Origin of the sequence: Actibacterium lipolyticum (assembly GCF_900184935.1) — a bacterium.
GTDB lineage: Bacteria > Pseudomonadota > Alphaproteobacteria > Rhodobacterales > Rhodobacteraceae > Actibacterium_A > Actibacterium_A lipolyticum.
On the sequence record NZ_FXYE01000002.1, the window covers coordinates 1189229 to 1210961 of the forward strand.

Here is a 21733-nt window from a genome sequence, read left to right on the forward strand (position 1 = left end):
AAGAGGCTTCTGGGCAAGATATCTAGAAATCCTTGTCGACTGACCATAAGTAGGCCTTTGGATGACGGAGTGGCACAGATTGAAAAAAGACGCTTTACCTGCGAACGTAACCGCCGACGACGTGGCGGCGGCGGCAAACGTTTCCCGGTGGACGGTTAACCGCGCCTTCAAAAAAGACGCGTCCATTTCGCCGAAGACGCGTGAAAAGGTGATGCAGGCGGCCAACGAACTGGGCTATCTGCCGGATCTGCGCGCGGCAGCATTGGCCTCGGATCGCTCGCACCTTGTCGCGCTGTTGGTCGATGATTTCGCGAACCCACACAAGCTGGTGATGCTTGAACGCCTAACCCGCGCCCTGCGATCCCGTGGGTGGGATACCCTTCTGGTTAACACGCTAAACCGCGACGACGCCGCCCCGGCCATCGCCAACGCCAGCCAACGACGCGTTGATGCAACGATCTTGATCGGTATTCAGTTCGACGACGAGGTTCTGCGCGCAGCCCACACCGCCCGGCGCTTCAAAAAGCTTATCATCTTTGCGCGAACCTCGGAAAACCCGGACACAATTTCGATTGCCGTCGACGACGAAGCGGCGACCAGCGAAATAACGCAATACGTGATGGAACGCGGATATGAACGGCCGCTTTATCTGGCGGGGCCGCGCACTGTCTCGGCCCATCTGAAGCGAAAAGAAACGTTTCTGGCACTGTGGCAAAAGCACCTAAACACAACCCCAGAGTCGGTTAGCGTACCGGCATATGACGCGAATTTGGCGGCCGACGCCGTGACCATCACCCTTTCGGAGCGCCCAAAGGCCGAACTGCCCGACATCATCGTATGCGAAAATGACGCGCTTGCCCTTGGAACGATCGACGCAATTCGGCATCGCCTTGGCCTGCGCGTGCCTAACGATATCGCGGTGATCGGCTTTGACGATGTGCCACAAGCCGAAAGCCCCAACTATCGGCTAACAACGTATCGCCAGCCCCTAACGGACATGGCGAACTATTTGGTCGATGTCTTGGAAAACGTGGAAACAAGCGATCTGGATCGCACATTCTGCGGTCGGCTTGTCGTTCGCGATAGCGCTTAGTCCGCATCCATATCCATCGCATTGCGCGCCCGGTATCTGGATGGGCTGGCACCGATGTGGCGCTTGAATTGGCGGCTGAAAAAATACGGGTCGCTGTAACCAAGCTCAATCGCGACCTGCTTGACCGTCAACCCAGAGTCCAACCTGTGGATCGCAAATTCCATCCGCTTCAACTCTCGGAATTTCTGGGGCGTAAGGCCGATGCGGTCCCGAAACGCGCGGCGAAAATAGTCAAGGTTGTAGGGAATGTCTGCCAAGGTTTCATCGACCCCGGCGCCAAGAGGGTCCGATGACAGACGCGCGGCCACCAACATAATCTGCCGCGATAACTGATCCTGCGGCTTTGGCGTATCGGGGGCCTCGTCCCAGCCGATGAACGCATCTTGCAAATAGGCAAGCAGCAACACCATAAACTGATGATGCTGCGGCAAGGTGGTGGCCGTCCGCGGGCTGTTTTCACTGTAAAGTTCGATGAACGGGCGCAATGCGTCCCAATTGCTTAGCCGGACCTTATTGCGAAGCGATAGCTGATTGATGATGTCGCCCGTCTTAAACAGCTCTAGCGAAAAGTGCTGCGCGATCCCGGTGTAAAGCTCTTCACCGCCATTATGACGCCCACGAAAGCGCGTGTATGCGGGGATCAGCAACGCTTCGCCCGGCGAGATATCGACGGGATCGTCGCCAATCATATAGCTGCCACCGCCCGTCAGACAAATCACCAGATCATGGACCGGGTTCAATTTGTCGATTTTCCAGCTTGCCCCATGCCGCATCCTGATCGGAGAGCGCGCAAGGCGCAGCGTCAAAGACTGCATCGGAATGCGTGTTAGCGGAAAATGTTCGATTTCATCCATTATTTTATGCGATAGCCGATATTCGTAGCCGTGTCAGCATAAAGTATCCTCCTTTTCGGAGACAGATTTTGCTTCGAGTGAGTCGAATATGACCGATAGGCGCCCGGGAATGCGCCTCTTGGCCGGTTTGATGTCGATACTCAGCAGATCAAAGAGGGGGGAAGTTGTAACAACATGCATCAATCCGAACATTCAATTTCGGTAGGCATTGCCGATATCGGTGGCGTTTCCCTGAAATGGGCGCAGACGCTGATGTCGGACTTGGCTTGCGACCCCCACTTGGCGGCCGCCATCGCCGATCATTCAGACCCGTTGGTCGCGCCATTTAATGAAGGTGAAACAATTGTTTGAAGACATGACTAAGGCGACCGAAGATTGGTTGCCCCAAGCACTGCGAGGGGCCGCATAATGGGCGGTGATAGCAAGTATCAAGGCCTGTGGTACGTCGCCCCCTATGTGATCGGCCTGCTGTTATTCACAGGCTTTCCCTTCGTGGCGTCCTTGTACCTAAGCTTTACGGATTACGATCTTCTTTCCAGCCCGAAATGGGTCGGAACCGAAAACTACGAAAAGCTGTTCACGCGCGACCGTACGTTCAAAAAGTCGCTGAATGTCACCTTGATCTACGTCTGCACGACCGTACCGCTAAAGCTGGCCTTTGCGCTGTTTATCGCGGTAGTCCTGAATTACCGCATTAAAGGGATCGGGTTTTTCCGCACGGCCTACTACGTGCCGTCGATCTTGGGTGGCTCAATCGCGATTGCGGTTCTGTGGCGGTACATCTTCGCCAACACCGGCCTGATTAACATGATCATCGGCCTGTTCGGATTTGAACCAATTAACTGGTTCGGAGAGCCAGGCAACGCGTTGTTCACCATCACCCTGCTTCGGGTTTGGCAATTCGGCTCGGCGATGGTGATCTTTCTGGCTGCGCTGCAATCCGTGGACAAATCACTTTACGAGGCGGCTTCGATTGACGGGGCAAAACCGTGGCAGATCTTCCGCCATGTCACCCTGCCCCTGATTACGCCTGTGATCTTCTTCAACTTGATCATGCAAACCGTGCAGGCGTTCCAAGAATTTAACGGGCCATACATCATCACCGAAGGTGGTCCTCTGAAATCAACCTACCTACTGCCGCTCTATATCTATGACGAAGCGTTCAAGAGTTTCGACATGGGCTATGCCTCTGCCATCGCCTGGGTCCTTTTCGTCATCATCATGGTGCTAACCCTGATCGCGTTCTGGTCCTCGAAGAAGTGGGTCTATTACGCCGGCGATAAAAGGAACTGAGCCATGGATAACCTATCACACATCGGCACAGGGCTTGAGCCGAAGACAGAGCTGGAATTGAAGCTGCGGCGCAAGACACGCATCAGTGCGGCGTTCCGATACACCGTGCTGGCGGTCGTTGGTTTGATGATGATCTATCCGCTGATCTGGATGATCGGTGCCTCGTTCAAGACCAACGCCGAGATGTTCTCTAGCCCCTCGTTCTGGCCGAAAGAGGCCACTGTTCAGGGCTATATCGACGGCTGGAAGACTTCGACGCCCTACACCTTCGGGCATTTCTTTCTGAACTCGCTCTGGATCATCATCCCCAAAGTGATCGGCACCGCCGTGTCCTGCACCTTGGTTGCCTATGGCTTTGCCAGATTTGAGTTTCCGGGCAAGAAGATCCTTTTTGCCACGGTCATCGCGACGCTTCTGTTGCCGAATGTCGTGACGCGCATCCCGCAATATCTGCTGTTCCGCGATATCGGCTGGTTGGATAGCTTCCTGCCGCTTTGGGTGCCCTCCGCCTTGGCGGGGGATGCGTTCTTTGTCTTCATGGTGATCCAGTTCCTGCGCGCCATTCCGCGCGACATGGAAGAAGCCGCGCGTGTTGACGGTGCGACGACGTTGCAGACGCTGATCTACATTGTCGTACCGATGCTGATGCCTGCGCTGATCTCGGTCTGTCTGTTTCAGTTCATGTGGACAATGAACGACTTTCTGGGGCCGCTCATCTACATCTCTTCGGTCGAAAAATACCCAGTCTCGCTGGCGCTAAAGCTTAGCATCGACACGACCGAAGCGTTCGCATGGAACCAAATCCTAGCCATGTCAGTTCTGACCCTTGCGCCGTCGCTGACCGTTTTCTTCTTGGCGCAGAAATATTTCATCGAGGGCATCTCGACCGGGGGGGTGAAGGGCTGATGGCTGAACTACAACTCAGAGCAATCGAAAAGACTTATGGCAACGGTTACAAGGCCGTTCACGGCATCAACTTGGATGTCGCCGAGGGCGAGTTCATGGTGCTTGTCGGGCCGTCGGGCTGCGCGAAATCCACAACGTTGCGGATGATTGCGGGGCTAGAAACCATAACTCGCGGCGAAGTGCGCATCGGGAACCAAGTGGTCAACGATCTGGTGCCCGGCAAACGCGGCATCGCCATGGTCTTTCAGAACTACGCTTTGTACCCGCACATGAAAGTGCGCCGGAACCTATCGTTTGGGCTTAAGCTGAAACGCTATGCGGCGGACAAAATCGAAAGCTCCACCCAAGAGGTTTCTGGCATTCTTGAGATTGAGGAGTTGCTGGAGCGCTTACCCAAAGAGCTGTCCGGCGGCCAAGCCCAGCGCGTGGCCTTGGGGCGCGCACTGATCAAGCAACCCGAAGTGTTCCTTTTCGATGAACCCTTGTCGAACCTTGACGCAAAGCTGCGCGCATCCATGCGGGTACGGATCACCGACCTGCACAAGCGGCTGCGCAAAGAAGGGCGCCCCGCCACCGTCGTTTACGTGACCCATGATCAGGTCGAAGCAATGACAATGGGTGACCGGATTTGCGTTATGAAAGACGGTCACATCATGCAGGTCGCCGATCCGGTGACCCTGTATGAACGCCCAGCCAACGCCTTTGTCGCGGGCTTTATCGGGATGCCCGAAATGAATCTGGTGCCCGCCATGGTGTCGCGTGACGGCAGTGCGCGCATCACGATCGATGGCCAATCCATCTTAACAGACGGTCTGGAAGGGCGCATCGGCGGGACCACGGGGCCAGTGACCTTGGGTATCCGGCCCCAGCATTTGGAAGTCGTCGAAACCGGTGCGGAAAACGCCTTTACCGGCGAAATTACCAATCTCGAATTCATGGGACACGAAGTCAATCTGCACGCCTCTGTTGGCTCTGCGACTTTCGTGGCCGTGGTCCCCTCAGAGCTGTTTGACCGAACGCTCGAACGTGGGGACAGCGTCGGGCTGAGACCTCTTGGCCCGCGCATTCACCTGTTCGACGTGGAAAGCGGAGAAAACATATCGCTGTCACCACAAGCGAACGACACCATTAGGGAGGAGACCAAGAAATGAAACTTAAGTTCTTAAGCATAGTACTTGCCACAACAGCGCTAAGCGGGGCGGCCAATGCTGCCGATCTGCGGATGAGTTGGTGGGGCGGTGACAGCCGACATGCCGCAACCCAAGAGGCGCTAAAGGTATGTGGCGCAAAACACGGTCACACGATCAGCCCAGAATTCACCGGTTGGTCGGGCCATTACGAAAAGCTGACCACCCAAATCGCGGGCGGCACCGAAGCGGACATTATGCAGGTGAACTGGCCATGGCTGTCGATCTATTCCGCAGATGGCAACGGCTTGGCTGACCTGAATGAACTGTCCGGCATCATCGACTTGTCAAACTGGGATGCTGCGCAAATCCAAGCGGGTTCGTTGAATGGCAAGCTTAACGGCCTGCCAATTTCGACCACTGGGCGCTTGTTCGTTTTCAACAAGACAACCTTTGACAAGGCTGGCTTGGCGCTTCCGAAAACTTGGGATGACCTTTTGGCCGCGGGGCCGGTTTTCAAAGAAAAGCTGGGCGACGACTACTTCCCGTTTGAAGCCGCCAAACTTGACGCCGCGCTTATCATGACCCTTTACGGCACGCAGGCCACCGGCAAGCCGCTGATCGACCCCGCCACCAACGAACTGGCCTGGAATAAGGACGAGCTGGTCAACGCGATTGAATTCTACAAATCGCTGGTCGACAACCATGTGGTTCAACCGTGGAAAGATGTGGCCTCTACCGGCATCAAGGCGCTGCATGAAAATCCGGCGTGGTCTTCGGGCAAAATCGCGGGAACATACCAGTGGGATTCGACCTATTTCAAAATCTCTGATCCGTTGGAAGATGGCCAAGAGCTTGCCTACGTAGACCTTCTTACGCAGGACGGTCAGAAAACACCGGGTATCTACCGCAAGGCATCCATGGTGTTCTCGATCTCGGCCAACTCTCCCAACAAAGAGGCCGCGGCGCAGGTCGTCAACTGCATGCTGAACGAACCCGAAGGCGTTGCCGCGTTGGGGTCCACCCGTGGTGTTCCATCGTCATCTTCGGCGCGCGCGCAACTTTTGGATGCTGGCGCGATCAAGCAAGTTCAGATCGACGCGCAAGCCCGCGTATTGGCCGCCGAAGGCCCGGCAATTCACCCGATGATGGAGTTCCCCGATGTGCGTTCTGCGATGCAGGACAATCTGGAACTGTTTGCCTACGGTGAAATCGATGCCTCTACGGCGGCGGATGAAATGATGCTTTCGATCGCTGAAGCGCTCGAAGATATCGGTTCGTAAGCCTTCCCATAGGATGCCGGGTTTGCCCGGCATCCTCCCCCCCTTGGCACTCAAATCATGGCAATGATGAAACTTATCGCTTTAACAGCACGGACAGCGGCATTTGCCGTCGTCCCCGACGGTGCGAAGTTCACCTTGGCCCAGCCAAGAGAGTGGAGCCTGTCGAACGCCAGCGGGGAAAGCCTTAGGTCTGGCACCACCCACACCGTTCCTTTGTTCATTGAGGGGCTGCAGCCCGATCAAAGCTATGTGCTGGCCTGTGGCGGCGAAAGGTTCGCGTTTCGCACCAAGCTCTGCGCTGGCCTTGTTCACGCAGAGACCCATGGCGTTCGCCCCGAGAGTTCGGACAACACCGAAGCCTTCGGACGTGCGCTGGCGGCCGTTCCCGAAAACGGCACCTTATTGGTGCCCCCCGGGCGGCACCTAACACGGCCACTTTTCCTAAAGCCAAACATGACGCTTCTTATTCCGGAAGGCGCAGAAATTGTCGCGCTTGCTGACCGTGCCGGTTGGCCCATTTTGCCCGCCCGCGACAAAACCAGCCGCGTCATCGGAACATGGGAAGGCCTGCCAGAGGCAAGCTTTGCCTCTGTGCTGACGGGTATTGATTGCGACGGTCTGGTGATCACCGGCCGCGGTGTGATTGATGGCGGCGGCGCACAAGGCGATTGGTGGCAATGGCCCAAGGAAACACGGGATGGCGCACGGCGGCCCAGAACGGTGTTCATTGCCCACAGCGACGATGTCATCTTGTCCGGTGTTACGGTGCGAAACTCTCCATCATGGACGGTGCACCCCTATCGCTGTCAGCATTTGACGGCTGCGGCCCTGAACATCGAAAATCCCCCGGACAGCCCAAACACCGACGGGTTCAACCCCGAAAGCTGTGAAGATGTGCAGATGATCGGGCTGAATTTTTCCGTTGGGGATGACTGTATCGCCATTAAGTCGGGAAAGCGGTCGCCCGACGTTTCTGACCACATTGCGCCAACGCGCCGGGTTCGCATATCTCATTGCCGCATGGCGCGTGGGCACGGCGCTGTTGTTATTGGCTCGGAAATGTCAGGCGATGTGACCGACGTGGATGTGTCCAATTGCGAATTTGTCGGTACGGATCGTGGGCTGCGCCTAAAGACCCGTCGCGGTAGGGGCGGCCTTATGGCGTCGATCCATATGCGCAACGTGTCGATGGAACGTGTTCTGACGCCGCTGGCGATAAACGCGTTCTATTTTTGCGATCCGGATGGAAAAAGCGATGCCGTGCAATCGCGCATCCCCGCACCCGTTGATGACACCACGCCCCGCGTCAAAGACATCACAATGTCAGACGTGACAGCAACCGGCGTGACATTGGCGGCCGCCGCCATTTTGGGTCTGCCCGAAGCACCCATTCAGAATGTGCGCCTTCACAACTACGCCGTTTCCTATGACCCCGCAGCAAAACCAGACGTCGCCTTGATGGCCTTGGGCGTCGCCCCGGTGCGCCACGCAAGCGTCGTGTCTGAATTTGCCGAGGTTCATGCGGATATCAAACAAATCGAACACCAAGAGGATCATGAGCCATGCTGAAGGACTATTTTGATACCTATGCGGGCGCATATCAGCCGTATAAACGCGGCGCGTTTTGTTACGAGGATGGGTGCGTTTACCGTGGCCTTGAATTGTTGCACCGCGCGACGGGCGACGCAATCTGGCTTAACCACATTGTCCGGCTGATTACGCCACAGATCCTCGAGGGGCCGCGCTTGGCTGGCTATGACCCCAGTGATTACAACATCGACAACATTCAATCGGGCCGCACCCTGCTGTATCTGCACGAGGTGACGGGGCAGTCAAAATACCTCGATGCGGCGGCCTGTTTGATTGACCAACTGGCGACGCATCCCCGCACGAAAAGCGGCGTTTACTGGCACAAGCTGCGCTATCCTTGGCAAATCTGGCTTGATGGTTTGTACATGGGGGTGCCATTCCAGATTGGCTATGGCCAGCGGACAAACCAGCCTGACCTTGTTGCGGACGCATTGACACAAGTTGACGTTGCGCTGGACGCCACCGCCGTTGCGGCGACAGGGCTTTATGCCCACGCGATGGACGAGGCCCGCAAACAGCCATGGGCAAACCCTGAAACCGGCCAGTCACCGGCCCATTGGTCACGTGCCCTTGGCTGGCTGGCCATGGCGCTGGTGGATATTGCCGAACTGGTTGGCCCAGCGCAGTTCCAACCCCTCGCCGCTCGGACCACGCGCCTTCTTGAAGATATCGCCAGATTAAGACGTCCGAATGGATTGTGGCTTCAGGTTATCGACCGCCCCGATCTGGCCGACAATTACGAAGAAACCTCGGCCTCTGCCATGTTCGTCTATGCGCTTGAAAAGGGTCACCAGTTGGGGCTTTGGAATGGGCCCCTAGATGGGCTTATCGAAACGTTGGTGGCGCAATCCCTGCGCCCGCGCGAAGGCGGCGGGTACGAGATGGTGGATATTTGCGAAGTTGCGGGTTTGGGTCTGTTTGGTGACCGTTATCGGGACGGCAGCGCGGAATATTACCTGTCGGAAAAACGCGTTGCGGACGATGCAAAAGGTGTTGGCCCCCTAATGATGAGCGTCGCCGCATCCCACCTAGCCGGGGAGGCGAAAGAGCCGGTCGCCATTCAGGGATGACCCTTGTCCAAGCCACAGCTTTCCAACGCAACAAAGTGCTTGGTTGGACAGGGCCCGCCGGTGCCGAACGAATTGATCCTTGGCAACCAAGCCCAGCGCCCGCGAAAGCACAAACGCCCGACTATGTTGTCGATTCTGCGTTGTCAGATCGTCCCCCGCAGCGTTTCCAGCGGCTGCAAGATGCCGTGGATCAAGCGCTTGTTGATGCCAGTTCCAGCGGCTCAAAGCGGCGGCGCTTTATCCGTGTGTGCCCGGGCACCTATGACGGGCCGGTTTATATTCCGCGCTCTGCTCCTCCGCTCACGTTTCAGGGGGCTGGGGCGGCGGCCGTCAGAGTAAAAGCACCGATCGATGCGCAAATGCCCGGAGAGGAATACCAACGGCGATTTGGCGGTGCCTTCTTGCACGCACACCCACACGTAAAGGCGATATTTGAACGTATCGCAGCGCAGGGCGTGATCTCCACCGGGAACTCCGCCGTGATGCGTATCGAAAGCGATGACACGGTGATTTCCGGCCTGACGGTCGAAAACACCTATGGCTGTGATCGTGTTGCGGCGGCCCCGGATGGGGAACCGCTTGACGTGAACGGGCGCTATGCGCGCGGTCAGCATCAGGCGGTTGCCTTACATGTCGCGGGGGCAGATCGGGTCCACCTGCATGCGCTACAGCTTTCAAGTTTTCAGGACACGCTTTACCTACAGTCCCCGGCGCCGTTTTCCACCGCCAGAACCTATCTTTCAGACTGCAAAATCGAAGGCGACGTTGATTTCATCTTTGGCCAAGCCACGGGCTTTTTCGAGAATTGCGAAATCAAATCGCGCGGGGTGCGGGGCGCGATCAGTTGGGCCACGGCCCCAAGCACCAACATTCGCACGCGATATGGGTTTGTGTTTGATGGCTGTCGGTTCACACACGATGGGCACGGCACCGCCAACTGCTACCTTGGGCGCCAATGGTTCGAAGGCGTCAGGGCGACCCCATACAAGGCCGAAGCCGGTACAGGGATGACCTGCGCCCCCGGAAAGGTATCTCGGCTTGACGGACAATCCGGAGAGATCAGCCGCGCCACACTGGAAGCCGTTGGAAAATGCGCTGTCATAGGGTCCGTGATTGGCCCGCATATCAGCCAGCAATGCGCATGGACCGATTGGAACGGCGGGTTGCCCAACCCAGACGGCGTCACACCGCCCTTTGCATGGAACCCACGTTACCGCCCGGTTCAGCACGGCTCTGGCGACTTCTTCCAGTATCTAGGGGAATGGTTGGAAAACTATGGCTTGGATTATTCCGATATTCCCGCAGACATATTGTGGCTAGGGACGTTCAACACGACTTTTCTGTTGGCCTAAAACGAACGGCCCAGCATCGCAGCGACCATGACACGCCGAAATAGGCGCTTCGCAGATACGACGGCTTGATTTCCTTTTTGTGCTCTTGCATGTTGCGCATAGCTTTTCAAAACATCTGTTCATTATCATCATTTTACGAGTGACCGAGACGCACAAATCCCCACAAAACATGACAAACAGCGCCTACCGGTGGCAGTTCCCCCTTTTGCGCTGACAAATCAAAATCCGCCCATGTCCAAGATTAGATGGTGAACGCACATTCACCGGCCCCAAGGAATTGACCCCCGATGAAACAAACCGGCCCCTACATTTTTGCAATTTCCGTCCTGTTTGGCGCTGCTGCCGCGGCTGACCCGATTGAGGCTTACTTTCGGGCGGATTCCTATGAATGTGGTAGCCGCAGCTATGAAAGCGAATGGCAGATCGCAGGCGACACCCAAACCGGCGCGACCGTATCCACGTTCCAACGCCGTACTGGGCGCACCAGTTTGACAGGGTCGCAGTGGCAGCTTTCAGCGGAAGCATTGACTGGCGACGTGGTTGTCAACGGCAGCAACGGAAGACCGGCCTATCGTTTTATCGGGATCGGGACGCAGGCGCCCCAAGTGATCCCCCTTGATCGCAAGGGCGAACCGATCAAAGACTGCTCCCCCGTTCTGACGGCTGTTCCAACGCCGGTGGAACGCTATGGTTTTGTCCTGTCTCATCTGTCCATAGACGCGCCAACGCCTGCAGACGCCGCTGCGGTTCCCGACCTTCTAAGCGCTCTGCCACCCACCGCCTTTTTGCCAACGCTGGAACAGGCCGCAACAAGTGCGGCGCTGAAGGAAAAGCAGCGCGCGTTCGACAAGCGGTTTCTTGAAACGTCTAAACAGCGCGCCGGGACGGTTGAGGATGACCAAATCCTTGATCAGCTAACGCACGAATGGCTAACCGGTTCTTCCAAAGGGCAGCGCGCCCGCAGGAACCTTGAACTTTTGCTTGCGGCACAAAACATCCGTGCCACTGCTCTCTTTTCTGCTGGGGCGGATGTGACCGACCTTCGCATCACTGAAGGCGACGAATTTTGTTCACGGGTTGAGCGGACCGCCCAAGGCCTGGATTGGCGGCAAGCTCTTGAAGGCTCAACCGGTCTGCCGCTAATGCATTGGACGCCCGAACTTGCACAATCGTTCCTTGATCAGGCGGCCCCCTGCCCAAGCGGCGCGAAGTTTTCCAGCATTCTGTCAAAACGTTGGCCAGAAGCGCAAAAGCGCGCCGAGGATCTGAAAGAGCTTGTCGCAGAACGTGACCGCTTGGCCGCATTGGACATCTCGCTTAGCTCCGTTGCGCAAAACAACTGGCTAGAACTGCAGCCCGATCTGAAGAACAAAGCCCGCGCACTTGGCTTGGGCCAATTGTTAGAACCTGTCTTGGAACAAAAGCGCCAAGAGGCAATCGCTGCCCTTCCATCTGACCTTGCCGCCGAAGCAGAAGCCGCTGACCTAAGCCTAGAGGCGCTGCTTTCCTATTGTCGGCAAAAGCGGGCGGACGTTACAGCGCGGATGCGCCGTTCGGCGTTGGTCGATACGGTGTTTAGCGGCTGCGAAGATCGGCTTGCCGCCATGCTGGAAGAACGCGCGATCGTCAAAATTCATGCGGCACGCGATGCGTTTCTGGCGCGCAAGGGCACCCGTGCGGACTTGCTTGAAACCAACGGCTATGACCTGTCGAAGGTGCTTCCCAATCTCTATTCGCGCAACGCAGCTTTCACCCCGGTGCTAGCAAACATCGAAGCAGAGCTTATCACCGCGCAAAACCAGACGAATGATGCCTTCAACACAGCCATGGACGCCGCAACAAAAGAGGTTAAGGCCGCATTCGCCAAGGTCGAACCGATGACTGAAAGCGAAGAAAACGCCGCAGCGCTGTGTCGGGAATTTACGGGTTTTGGCGCGGGTCCGCGTTTGCAGCCATTGTCTAACCTGTGCCGAACGTCGATGCAGATGATGGCCCGCCAACGGGCCGAATATCAATGCGACCTTGTCTGGGATGACATTGACGCGCCGGATGGCCTGCAACAAGGCTATGTAAACCAACTGAACCTGCTGACCGGCGTCAAACCGGTGCCGGTACGTGACTTGATGTGCAACGCGGCGCAGCACAATCAAGGTCTGTCGATTGTCAGGAAGAAGGGTCTGTTTTCGTCGCAATACCGGCTGACACGCAATGATGTGATCGGCGGGACACCTGTTCAGTTCTCGGTCAAACTGAATGAACCCGAAAGCGGCAACAACTGGACCGCGTCCGACCCGGAAATGGAGCCCGGCCCATTTGACACCGCCCGCTTTAAGACCAGCGATGACTTGATAGGCTGCATCTTTTTTCTTGAGGTATGCTTCAGAGGTAAATGAGGGCGGCCCCGAACCAGACTTCGCAAAGCAAGTGCAGCTGGCATTCGACAACCTTGAAGCCGTACTAAAAGCTGCGGACTGCACCTTTGACGATATTGTCGATGTCACCAGCTTTCACACCGACCCAGAAACGCAGCTTGGCACCATCATGGAGGTAAAGAACCGCGTTTTTGCCGAACCGCCCTTTCCCAATTGGACCGCCGTCGGAGTAACTTGGCTGAGTGGTTTTGACTTCGAAATCAAAGTGATCGCCAGCCTTCATTAGCCAAGGTCGCGCGCTGTGGTCCCATTTTCTGCTGAACGGGCGTTGGAAACCCGCGCCATAGGGTTTAACTTTTACCCATGCCCGCCACTTTTCATAACGCTTTCCCTTTGCGCTCTGGCCGTGTCCATGAAGTCAGCGGCCCTGCATCTGTAAGCTTTGCAGCCATTGCTGGCGCGACCGTGCGTTCTAAGGGGTTGTGGGTGCGTGAAGGGTGGCAATCCGAACAGTTGAACCCCATTGCCCTGTCTCACTTTATGACACCGGCGGATATCCTGATCGCCCAGACACGCGATCAAATTGACAGCCTCGCCGTCGCGGAAGAGGCGCTTAAGGATGGCAGTGTCGGCTTCGTTATTATTGAAATCACTCGGCCGCTTGATCTGCGCGAAGGTCGGCGGCTGCAACTGGCGGCGAAGGCGGGGCGTACCACGGGCCTTTGCCTTATCCCCGAAGGCATGGGCTCCAACGCCGCCGAAACCCGCTGGAACGCGACCCCCCTCTTTGATCCCCAGAGGAAGGACTCGACTCTAATGCGCTGGGAAATTAATAAGAACAAATCGGGAACAATTGGAGCCTGGAATGTTCGATGGGATCAAGAAACGCGTCGTTTGCATGTGGTTCCCCCGGCTGGCAAGTGACCGGGTTCTTAGAGCACGCCCATGTGATGGCCCCTTTATTCTGACGTTAAAGACAAGCAATGCCGAACGGATTTATTGCCTGAACACCGAAGCAGAACGGCGGGGCCTTCACCGTGGGATGAGCTTTGCCGATGCCCGCGCCTTTTGCCCCGATCTTGTAAGCCACCCGGCCCGCCCGGAACAGGACGCGCGCTTCCTTTCCGTGTTGCGCAGGTGGGCCACGCGTTACTGCCCTTGGGTCGGGCGTGAGGGGGCAGATGGGTTGGTGCTTGATGTCAGCGGGTCAACGCATCTGTGGGATGGCGAAGCGGCGATGCTGGACGATATGCGCGCGCACGCCGAACGCGCGGGGTTAAACATACGGCTTGGCTGCGCCAACACACGGGGCGCGGCCTGGGCTTTGGCGCACTATAGCAATGATCCGGTGGATGGCGCGCTGGAACAACTGCCTGCCGCTGCGCTGCGCTTGGATGAAAAAGTAATCAGTGGCCTGCAACGCCTTGGCTTGCGCACCATTGGCGATATCTCGACCACAGCACGCGCACCTTTGGCGCGCCGCTTTGGCAGCGACCTTTTGCTGCGCTTGGATCAAATGCTTGGCGTGCAGCCAGAACCAATCACCCCCGAAGCAGAGCCCCCCCATTTCGGTGTGCGTATGACTATGTCAGACCCTATTGGGCTTTTGGATGATGTGATGGGTGTCACCGCGCGACTTTTGGACCCGCTGTGCAAAAAGCTTAAAGCCCACGAAATGGGTGCGCGAAAGCTAAGCCTGACGTTAAGGCGGGTCGATCAAGGCAGCCAACAGGTAGAGTTGCGCTTGGCCGCTGCGATGCGCGATCCCTTGCGGATTTTACCGCTTTTTGAACGGGGGCTTGGCGAAGTCGATGCAGGTTTCGGCATTGATCAGATGCGCCTAGAAGCGACGCTTGTCGAACCGCTGATGATGGAACAGATCGGCGCGACAACACCACGAAACACCCCAGATCAACTGAACGATCTGATCACCCGGATTGGTACACGGATCGGGCTGGAAAATGTGCAGCGGTTTCTGCCCGCTGACAGCCATATCCCCGAACGTGGCTTCACCATCGCACCGGCGGCCTATTCCACACCCGAAGGCCCGTGGGTCAGCCTGCGCCCCCGGCCGTTGCTCTTGTTCCGGCCCGAAGCCATCGCAGGTGTCGGCAGCACCCCACCAGAAAGGTTTCGCTGGCGGCGCATGTCCCTGACCACGGCGCGGGTCACAGGGCCCGAACGTATCACGCCAGAATGGTGGCTTCAGGACGAAAGCTGGCACACGGGGTTACGCGATTATTGGAAAGTCGAAACGCGCCAAGGCCGTCGCCTATGGCTGTTTTACACACCACAAAACCCCGGCTGGTTCGTTCAGGGAGAGTTCGCGTGAGTTCTGATTGCCCCACCAATATCCCACAGCCCCGCTATGCCGAACTGTGCGTGACTTCAAATTTCACGTTTCTTACGGGGGCATCACATCCAGAAGAACTGGTCCTACGTGCTGCGGAATTGGGCTTGGATGCCGTCGCCATCACCGACCAAAACTCTTTGGCTGGTGTTGTACGTGCCTATAGCGCGCTTAAAACCTTGCGCAGCGAGGCCGAGGAAAGCCTGCCCGTGCGTTCTTCGCAGCAGATCGATGGCTGTTCGCGCCAAATCGTTGGGCACCCACAGGATTTACCCAATTCCGGCGTAACGCATGTGCCAAAACTGATCGTTGGCACGCGGCTTGTCCTGCGGGATTCCCCGGTTTCGTGGCTGGCCCTGCCCAAAGATCGCGCGGCCTACCATCGGCTTGCGCGGCTTTTGACCCTAGGCAAGCGGCGCACAGAAAAAGGGGACTGCATTCTTAATCTAAGTGATTTGGAAGAAGGATGTCAGGGCATGATCCTTATCGCCCTTCCCCCGCCTGATCTGCAACAGGCCCAAGCGCCGATCCAGCGGCTTGCCCGCCGTCACCCCGGCCATGTGTTTCTGGGGGCCGCACCGCGTTATGACGGCTCTGATCAGGAATGGTTCAATACCTGCGCTGCATTGGCCCTGCGTTGCGCAGCGCCCATGGTCGCGGTCGGGGATGTGCTGATGCATCATGGCGGGCGAAGGCAACTTGCCGATGTGCTGACCTGCATGCGCGAAAAGATTACGATTGATCAGATTGGCACGAAAGCTCTGCTTAATGCGGAACGGCGCCTCAAAAGCGCGCGTGACATGGCGCGACTTTATCGCTGCCACCCCGCCGCACTTCGACGTACATTGGAAATCGCCACCCGGTGCAGCTTTTGCCTAAGCGAATTAAGCTATGAATACCCCGATGAAATTACCGACCATCTGGCACCCCAAGACCGGCTTGCATCATTAGCAAAGCTGGGTATCCAGCGGCGCTATCCCAACGGCGCGTCCAAGCGGGTGCATCAGTTGCTGAAGAAAGAGCTGGCTCTAATCAAAGAGCTAAAATTTGCCGCCTATTTCCTTACCGTTCACGACATTGTCCAAGAGGCCCGATCGCGCGGCATTCTATGTCAGGGGCGCGGCTCGGCGGCGAATTCGGTCCTGTGTTATCTTCTGGGCATCACCGATGTGTCGCCAGATATGATCGGCATGGTCTTTGAACGCTTCATTTCGCGCCACAGGGGCGAACCGCCTGACATTGATGTGGATTTCGAACATGAACGCCGCGAAGAGATCATCCAATGGATTTATGAAAAATACGGGCGGCATCGCGCGGGGCTTTGCGCCACCGTGATCCATTTCCGAAGCCGCGCAGCGATCCGCGAAGTGGGCAAGGTGATGGGGCTTTCGCAGGATGTGACCGCAGGGCTGTCTGGGCAAATCTGGGGCATGTCAAACAGCGGCGCCAGCCCGGCCCGGTTCAAAGAACTAGGGCTTGATCTGTCAGACCGGCGTCTGGCTCAGACCGTCCGTCTGATCCGTGAGATTACAGGTTTCCCACGTCACCTTAGCCAACATGTCGGCGGTTTTGTCATCACACGCGGACGCTTGGATGAACTGTGCCCGATCGAAAACGCCGCAATGGAAGATCGCACCGTCATTGAATGGGATAAGGACGACATTGATGCGCTGAACATTTTAAAGGTCGATGTCTTAAGTCTTGGCATGCTGACCTGCCTGCGCAAAAGCTTTGCTCTTTTGCAAGAGCATGAAAAGACCGACCTCACCCTCGACACTGTTCCGCAGGAAGATTTGGCCACCTATCAGATGCTACAAAGGGCCGATGCTGTGGGTGTGTTTCAGGTCGAAAGCCGCGCCCAAATGAATTTTCTGCCCCGCATGAAACCCGCAACGTTTTATGATTTGGTCATTGAGGTCGCCATCGTCCGCCCCGGACCAATTCAGGGCGGAATGGTCAAACCCTATATCCGCAGACGCCAAGGCCTAGAAGCACCAGAGCCTTTCGGCCCGGCCCTCGAAGAGGTTACGCGCAAGACATTGGGTGTGCCGCTATTTCAAGAACAGGCCATGCAAATAGCTGTCGTCGGCGCGGGCTATTCCGCCGAAGAGGCCGATCAGTTGCGCCGCTCTTTGGCTTCTTTCCGGCGCATGGGGACGATCGGTGCCCACCGAGAGAGGTTCATCAAGGGCATGTTGAACAACGGCTATGCGCGCGACGTTGCCGAACAGTGTTTCGCACAGATCGAAGGCTTTGCCGATTACGGCTTTCCCGAAAGCCACGCCGCCGCCTTTGCCATGCTGACCTATGTCTCGTCCTGGCTGAAATGCCATCATCCCGCAGTCTTTGCTTGCGCGCTTTTGAATTCCCAACCGATGGGGTTTTATGCCCCCGCCCAGATTGTGCGCGACCTGCGGGATCACAACGTCGAGGTACGGCCCGTATGCGTGAACAGCAGCCGCTGGGACAGTCAGCTGGAACGGCGCACAGATGGCACCTTGGCCCTGCGGCTTGGGTTTCGTCAGGTCAAAGGCTTTCGCGAAGAAGACGCAAATTGGATCGTTGGCGCCCGTGGCAACGGATATCAGGATCCTGAAAGTGTTTGGCTTAGAGCAGGCGTAGCGCCCAAGGTACTTGAACGGCTGGCCGAATCCGATGCGTTCATCGGCATGGGCCTTACCCGACGCGACGCGCTGTGGCAGGTACGTGCAATCCGGACGCCGTCGCCTCTGCCTCTCTTCTCGGACCCGCTCGACGGAGAGGGCGCGGTCGAACCCGCCGTGACGTTACCTACCATGTCTTTGGGCGAAGAGGTGGTCGAAGATTACGTCGCACTGCGCCTTACGCTTCGCGCCCATCCCATGGAACTTTTACGCCCTACGATCCCTAACCTTACCCCCCACGATCAGTTGACCGTGGCACCGGTCAAGAAACGGATCAGTGTGTGCGGTCTGGTCATCACCCGCCAACGGCCAGGAACTGCGTCTGGCGTAATATTCCTAACGCTCGAAGATGAGACTGGCGTCTCAAACATCGTTGTTTGGCCTAAAATTTACGAGCGTTTTCGCCGCACCGTGATGGGTGGAAGGCTGTTACGTGTGACCGGAATTTTGGAGCGTTCGGGGATTGTGCTTCATCTGATTGCGGATGTGATCGAAGACGTTTCGTATCTGCTTTCCGCTCTCGGGCATCCGTTTGAGCACGCGGTTGGGATCACTCACCCGCAGGCCGATGATGCGCCCCGCCCGCCACGCTATTCATCCGGTGCGCGTCATCCTCGTGATCAGGCCAAGCGTTTGTTTCCGAGCCGTGATTTTCATTGATTTTGTGCTTGGGATGTTCGCGCCATACTGCAAACGCGTATATCGCCCCAAGGGGCGCCGATTTCTTGCTCTTGTATGTTTGATTTTTGGTTGCGGGAGGGGAATTTGAACCTACGATCTCCAGATTATGAGAGAGGCCCGGCCCATCTGCACGGTTTGCGCCACCTTGCGCCCACCTGCCCTATCTTATTGTTTTTGACAATTGTCTGACGTCAGCACCGAATTTCAATTCCAAAGGATGCTGATTGGGTATGGAACCTGCAGCATCGCTGATCCCATGCTTGCGACATAGTTCCTTGGCGCCGAGCCTAGCCTGGTGTTCCTTCTGGATGCCAATGATCTGCTCTTTGCTGAAACCGCTTTTCTTCATCATCTGTCTCCTCAGTTGGAGAACAGGCCAACCTCAAATCGAGGACTCTTCCAGGGGAGCAGGACACTTCAAATAAGCTGTCAGAAAACAACCCTCGTTTGGCAGCAATCTTATTCTAACGTTTCAGTTTGCCTGGCTAAAATCTGATCATTCTTTGCGAACTGGACTGCCACTAAAGCCGAATGTGCTAAGCGCTGGTGCGTTTGACTATTTCGAAACCGATGTCATTGACAGGTGCAACGGGCACTGCGTTTTCAAACCGTGAAAGCAATGCCATCGCGGCGGAACTGCCGAGTTTCGCGCGATCAACCCGGACAGTACTGAGCGAGGGCTCGGTATGTGCGGCAAACTCTTGGTCGCCAAATCCCATAATCGCCACATCGGATGGCACAGTCAGCCCTTGGGCGTTGGCCTCGATCAACATGCCGTGAGCAAGCACGTCGGAGCTACAAAACACGAAGGTGCCCGGCGTCATCTGTTGACCCTGCAAGGCCCGCAACCCTGCGCGACCGTTGGCGAGTGAGGCATGTTCACACTGTACCGCATACTCAACTTTCGTGCCTGTGAGTTCCGCAAAACGCATTTCAAATGCATTGCGACGGCGCTGCGCGCGCTCGTCACTGGCCGAGACTGTCGCCGCCATCCCGTAGCCATTGGACACAGCAAACTCAGCCGCCATTGCAGCGGCCTTGTCGTGTGAAAACCCGACGCAGATATCAATGGGGCTTTCGGTCACGTCCCAGATTTCAACCACGGGAATGTCAGAGGCAAGAAGCATCTTACGCGCCTTGGCAGTGTGATGAATGCCAGTTAGCAGAACGGCATCTGGGCGCCGCGACAGATGGGTCAAAATCATCGCCTCTTCGTCCGCCGGATCGAACCCGGTTTCAGACAGCAATACCTGATAGCCATGTTCACGCATGACCGATGAAAATGACGCAACAGCCGCCGAATAAACGATATTGGTAATCGAAGGCACAAGCGCAGACACCAAGTTGCTTTTCTGCGAAGCAAGCGCGCCCGCAATCGCATTGGGCACAAAGCCAGTCGCATCAATGGCGTCAGTAATTTTCTTGAGCGTCTTGGCCGATACTTTGTCAGGGTCCGACAAAGCTCGTGATACCGTCACCTGCGATACCCCAGCCATCTTGCCGACGTCTTCCATTGTGACGCGGCGCGATGTTTTTTTGCGGGTGAGGTTCGTTGTATCCATAATGCAGCCCATTGTCGTTTAGGGATCAACGGGCTGCAAGTTCTAGTTATAAACTGGTTTTCGTTTTTCTGCTAAGCATCACAGACCCGGCAACCGAACCGATGATCAGCAACCATAAAACCACCGAAATCCAGCTCTTGGTGACGAAAATTGACAGATCACCAAAGGATTCAAGGCTCTTGACGAAATAGACTTCGGCAGATGGCCCAAGGATAAACCCGATGATGAAAGGCGCAATTTCCAGCCGGAGCTTTGTCGCAACCCATCCAAAGACCCCAAAGATCAGAAGCGTCCAAACATCGAACATGATGCCATAGTTGATCGTGTAGGCTCCGATCACACACATCATCAGGATGATGGGAAACAGCAGATGCTTGGCCACGGTTACAACTTTGGCAAAGTACCGGATAGCAAAATACATCATCGCGAACATGGCAATATTCGCGATCAACATCGCTATAATCATCGCGTTCCAAGTGTCAGGACTGTTTCCGATAAACAGCGGACCAACCTGAATGCCCTGCAAGGTAAAAGCCCCAATCAGCAAGGCAGTCGTACTATCCCCCGGAATCCCCAGCGATAGCAAAGGCACCAACGCCCCACCCGTCAGGCCATTATTTCCGCTCTCTGATGCGATAATGCCAGCGGGTTCACCTTTGCCAAAATTTTCAGGTTTCTTGGAAAAGGTTTTGGCATTGGTATAGGATAAAATAGATGCTGCGGACCCACCGACCCCAGGCAAAATGCCGACAAAGGTACCAATCAACGAAGACCGAACGACGTTGGTGCCCTGCCCGCGAAAGATCGAAAACGAAAACTTGCTGCGCTCTTTAACCTGTAGATCACTGGCCGAGTGACCTTTGGGTACGCCTAGCTCTGCCTGCTCAAGGATCGCGGCCAGTCCAAACAACCCGATCAGCACCGGCAACAGTGAAAAGCCCCCGTCCAACCAATACTCAGTGCCCGGTGGGATCAGCCGGTATTTCCCATTTCCGCCATCTGAAATGTCGTAAGTACCGATTAGCGCGATAAATATCCCCAAGAACCCCGAGAATATGCCCATCAGCATGTCCGAGGACAAAGCCGCCATGACGGTCAGCGCAAAGAGGATGATCAGGAATTTTTCGACATAGCTGAACTTGATCGCAAAATCGGCCAAAGCGGGGGCAAAAAGATACAGTACCAACAGCGAAATCAATCCGCCCGACAATGAGGCAACGATCCCGATTTTCAGGGCGCGTTCGCCCTCGCCCTTTTGGGCCATGGGATAACCATCAAGCGTGGTCGTTATCGAACTTGGTGTACCCGGAATCCCTAGAAGAATTGCCGGGACCAACCCGCCGGAAATCCCACCAACATAAAGGCCCAAGAGCAGCGCAAGCCCGTTTTCAAGGCCCAAGGAATAGGTCAACGGCAGACAAACCGCCACCGCCATCGTGGCCGTCATACCTGGGATCGACCCAAAGATGATACCGACCATCGTGCCGCCCACGATCAGCAACACAAACAAAGGAGTGATTAGTTCAAGCATGGCAGA

Annotated in this window: 17 protein-coding genes and 1 pseudogene; 14 read left to right on the forward strand and 4 right to left on the reverse strand. The window is 56.3% G+C overall.

Going from position 1 to position 21733, the window contains the following annotated elements; genetic code table 11:
- Window positions 1-79: 79 nt before the first annotated feature.
- Entirely contained in the window at window positions 80-1093 is a 1014-nt protein-coding gene (locus COL8621_RS14485) for a LacI family DNA-binding transcriptional regulator (protein ID WP_235823880.1), read from the forward strand.
- Here COL8621_RS14485 and COL8621_RS14490 read toward each other — a convergent pair.
- A complete protein-coding gene (locus tag COL8621_RS14490; RefSeq protein WP_093968022.1) occupies window positions 1090-1947 on the reverse strand; it encodes a helix-turn-helix domain-containing protein in 858 nt (285 codons plus the stop codon). The two genes, COL8621_RS14485 and COL8621_RS14490, sit on opposite strands and share 4 nt — an antisense overlap.
- 174 nt (window positions 1948-2121) lie before the next feature.
- Here COL8621_RS14490 and COL8621_RS19210 point away from each other — a divergent pair, with 174 nt between their 5' ends.
- The 13 genes from COL8621_RS19210 to COL8621_RS14550 all read left to right on the forward strand — a co-directional run bounded on the left by COL8621_RS19210 (window position 2122) and on the right by COL8621_RS14550 (window position 18613).
- Window positions 2122-2298, forward strand: coding sequence for a hypothetical protein (locus COL8621_RS19210; RefSeq protein WP_176438507.1), 177 nt, complete (start codon window positions 2122-2124; stop codon window positions 2296-2298).
- A gap of 57 nt (window positions 2299-2355) precedes the next feature.
- Window positions 2356-3240, forward strand: coding sequence for a carbohydrate ABC transporter permease (locus COL8621_RS14495; protein ID WP_093968023.1), 885 nt, complete (start codon window positions 2356-2358; stop codon window positions 3238-3240).
- A 3-nt stretch (window positions 3241-3243) separates the two neighbouring features.
- Window positions 3244-4146, forward strand: a complete 903-nt coding sequence (locus COL8621_RS14500) for a carbohydrate ABC transporter permease (RefSeq protein WP_093968024.1) — start codon at window positions 3244-3246, stop codon at window positions 4144-4146.
- Window positions 4146-5297 carry an ABC transporter ATP-binding protein gene (locus COL8621_RS14505; RefSeq protein WP_093968025.1) on the forward strand — a complete coding sequence of 384 codons (1152 nt, stop codon included), beginning with the start codon at window positions 4146-4148 and terminating at the stop codon, window positions 5295-5297. The genes COL8621_RS14500 and COL8621_RS14505 overlap by 1 nt, the downstream gene beginning before the upstream one ends.
- Complete coding sequence (locus tag COL8621_RS14510; RefSeq protein ID WP_093968026.1) at window positions 5294-6556, forward strand: ABC transporter substrate-binding protein; 1263 nt, start codon at window positions 5294-5296, stop codon at window positions 6554-6556. The genes COL8621_RS14505 and COL8621_RS14510 overlap by 4 nt, the downstream gene beginning before the upstream one ends.
- Before the next feature lie 57 nt (window positions 6557-6613).
- Window positions 6614-8125, forward strand: a complete 1512-nt coding sequence (pglA, locus tag COL8621_RS14515) for a polygalacturonase PglA (protein WP_093968027.1) — start codon at window positions 6614-6616, stop codon at window positions 8123-8125.
- Entirely contained in the window at window positions 8119-9216 is a 1098-nt protein-coding gene (locus COL8621_RS14520; RefSeq protein WP_093968028.1) for a glycoside hydrolase family 88/105 protein, read from the forward strand. Before pglA ends, COL8621_RS14520 begins: the two co-directional genes overlap by 7 nt.
- Before the next feature lie 185 nt (window positions 9217-9401).
- The gene (locus COL8621_RS14525) at window positions 9402-10568 is read left to right on the forward strand and encodes a pectinesterase family protein (RefSeq protein ID WP_176438508.1); all 1167 of its coding nucleotides are present in this window, start codon (window positions 9402-9404) and stop codon (window positions 10566-10568) included.
- 287 nt (window positions 10569-10855) lie between these two features.
- Entirely contained in the window at window positions 10856-12961 is a 2106-nt protein-coding gene (locus COL8621_RS14530) for a hypothetical protein (RefSeq protein WP_093968030.1), read from the forward strand.
- On the forward strand, window positions 12936-13226 hold the full coding sequence (locus COL8621_RS14535) for a Rid family hydrolase (RefSeq protein ID WP_093968031.1): 291 nt from the start codon (window positions 12936-12938) through the stop codon (window positions 13224-13226). Before COL8621_RS14530 ends, COL8621_RS14535 begins: the two co-directional genes overlap by 26 nt.
- A gap of 200 nt (window positions 13227-13426) precedes the next feature.
- A complete protein-coding gene (locus COL8621_RS14540; protein ID WP_306345725.1) occupies window positions 13427-13864 on the forward strand; it encodes a hypothetical protein in 438 nt (145 codons plus the stop codon).
- Window positions 13806-15272 carry a Y-family DNA polymerase gene (locus COL8621_RS14545; RefSeq protein ID WP_093968033.1) on the forward strand — a complete coding sequence of 489 codons (1467 nt, stop codon included), beginning with the start codon at window positions 13806-13808 and terminating at the stop codon, window positions 15270-15272. Before COL8621_RS14540 ends, COL8621_RS14545 begins: the two co-directional genes overlap by 59 nt.
- Window positions 15269-18613: an error-prone DNA polymerase gene (locus tag COL8621_RS14550; RefSeq protein ID WP_235823886.1), complete on the forward strand. Its 3345-nt coding sequence runs from the start codon at window positions 15269-15271 to the stop codon at window positions 18611-18613. Before COL8621_RS14545 ends, COL8621_RS14550 begins: the two co-directional genes overlap by 4 nt.
- 262 nt (window positions 18614-18875) lie before the next feature.
- Here COL8621_RS14550 and COL8621_RS19440 read toward each other — a convergent pair.
- The 3 genes and pseudogenes from COL8621_RS19440 to COL8621_RS14565 form a co-directional block, all read right to left on the reverse strand.
- Window positions 18876-18983, reverse strand: a pseudogene (locus COL8621_RS19440) (transposase); the annotation flags it as partial.
- A 187-nt stretch (window positions 18984-19170) separates the two neighbouring features.
- Window positions 19171-20196, reverse strand: a complete 1026-nt coding sequence (locus COL8621_RS14560) for a LacI family DNA-binding transcriptional regulator (protein WP_235823888.1) — start codon at window positions 20194-20196, stop codon at window positions 19171-19173.
- 46 nt (window positions 20197-20242) lie between these two features.
- Window positions 20243-21727: a tripartite tricarboxylate transporter permease gene (locus COL8621_RS14565; protein ID WP_093968036.1), complete on the reverse strand. Its 1485-nt coding sequence runs from the start codon at window positions 21725-21727 to the stop codon at window positions 20243-20245.
- Between the last annotated feature and the right edge of the window lie 6 nt (window positions 21728-21733).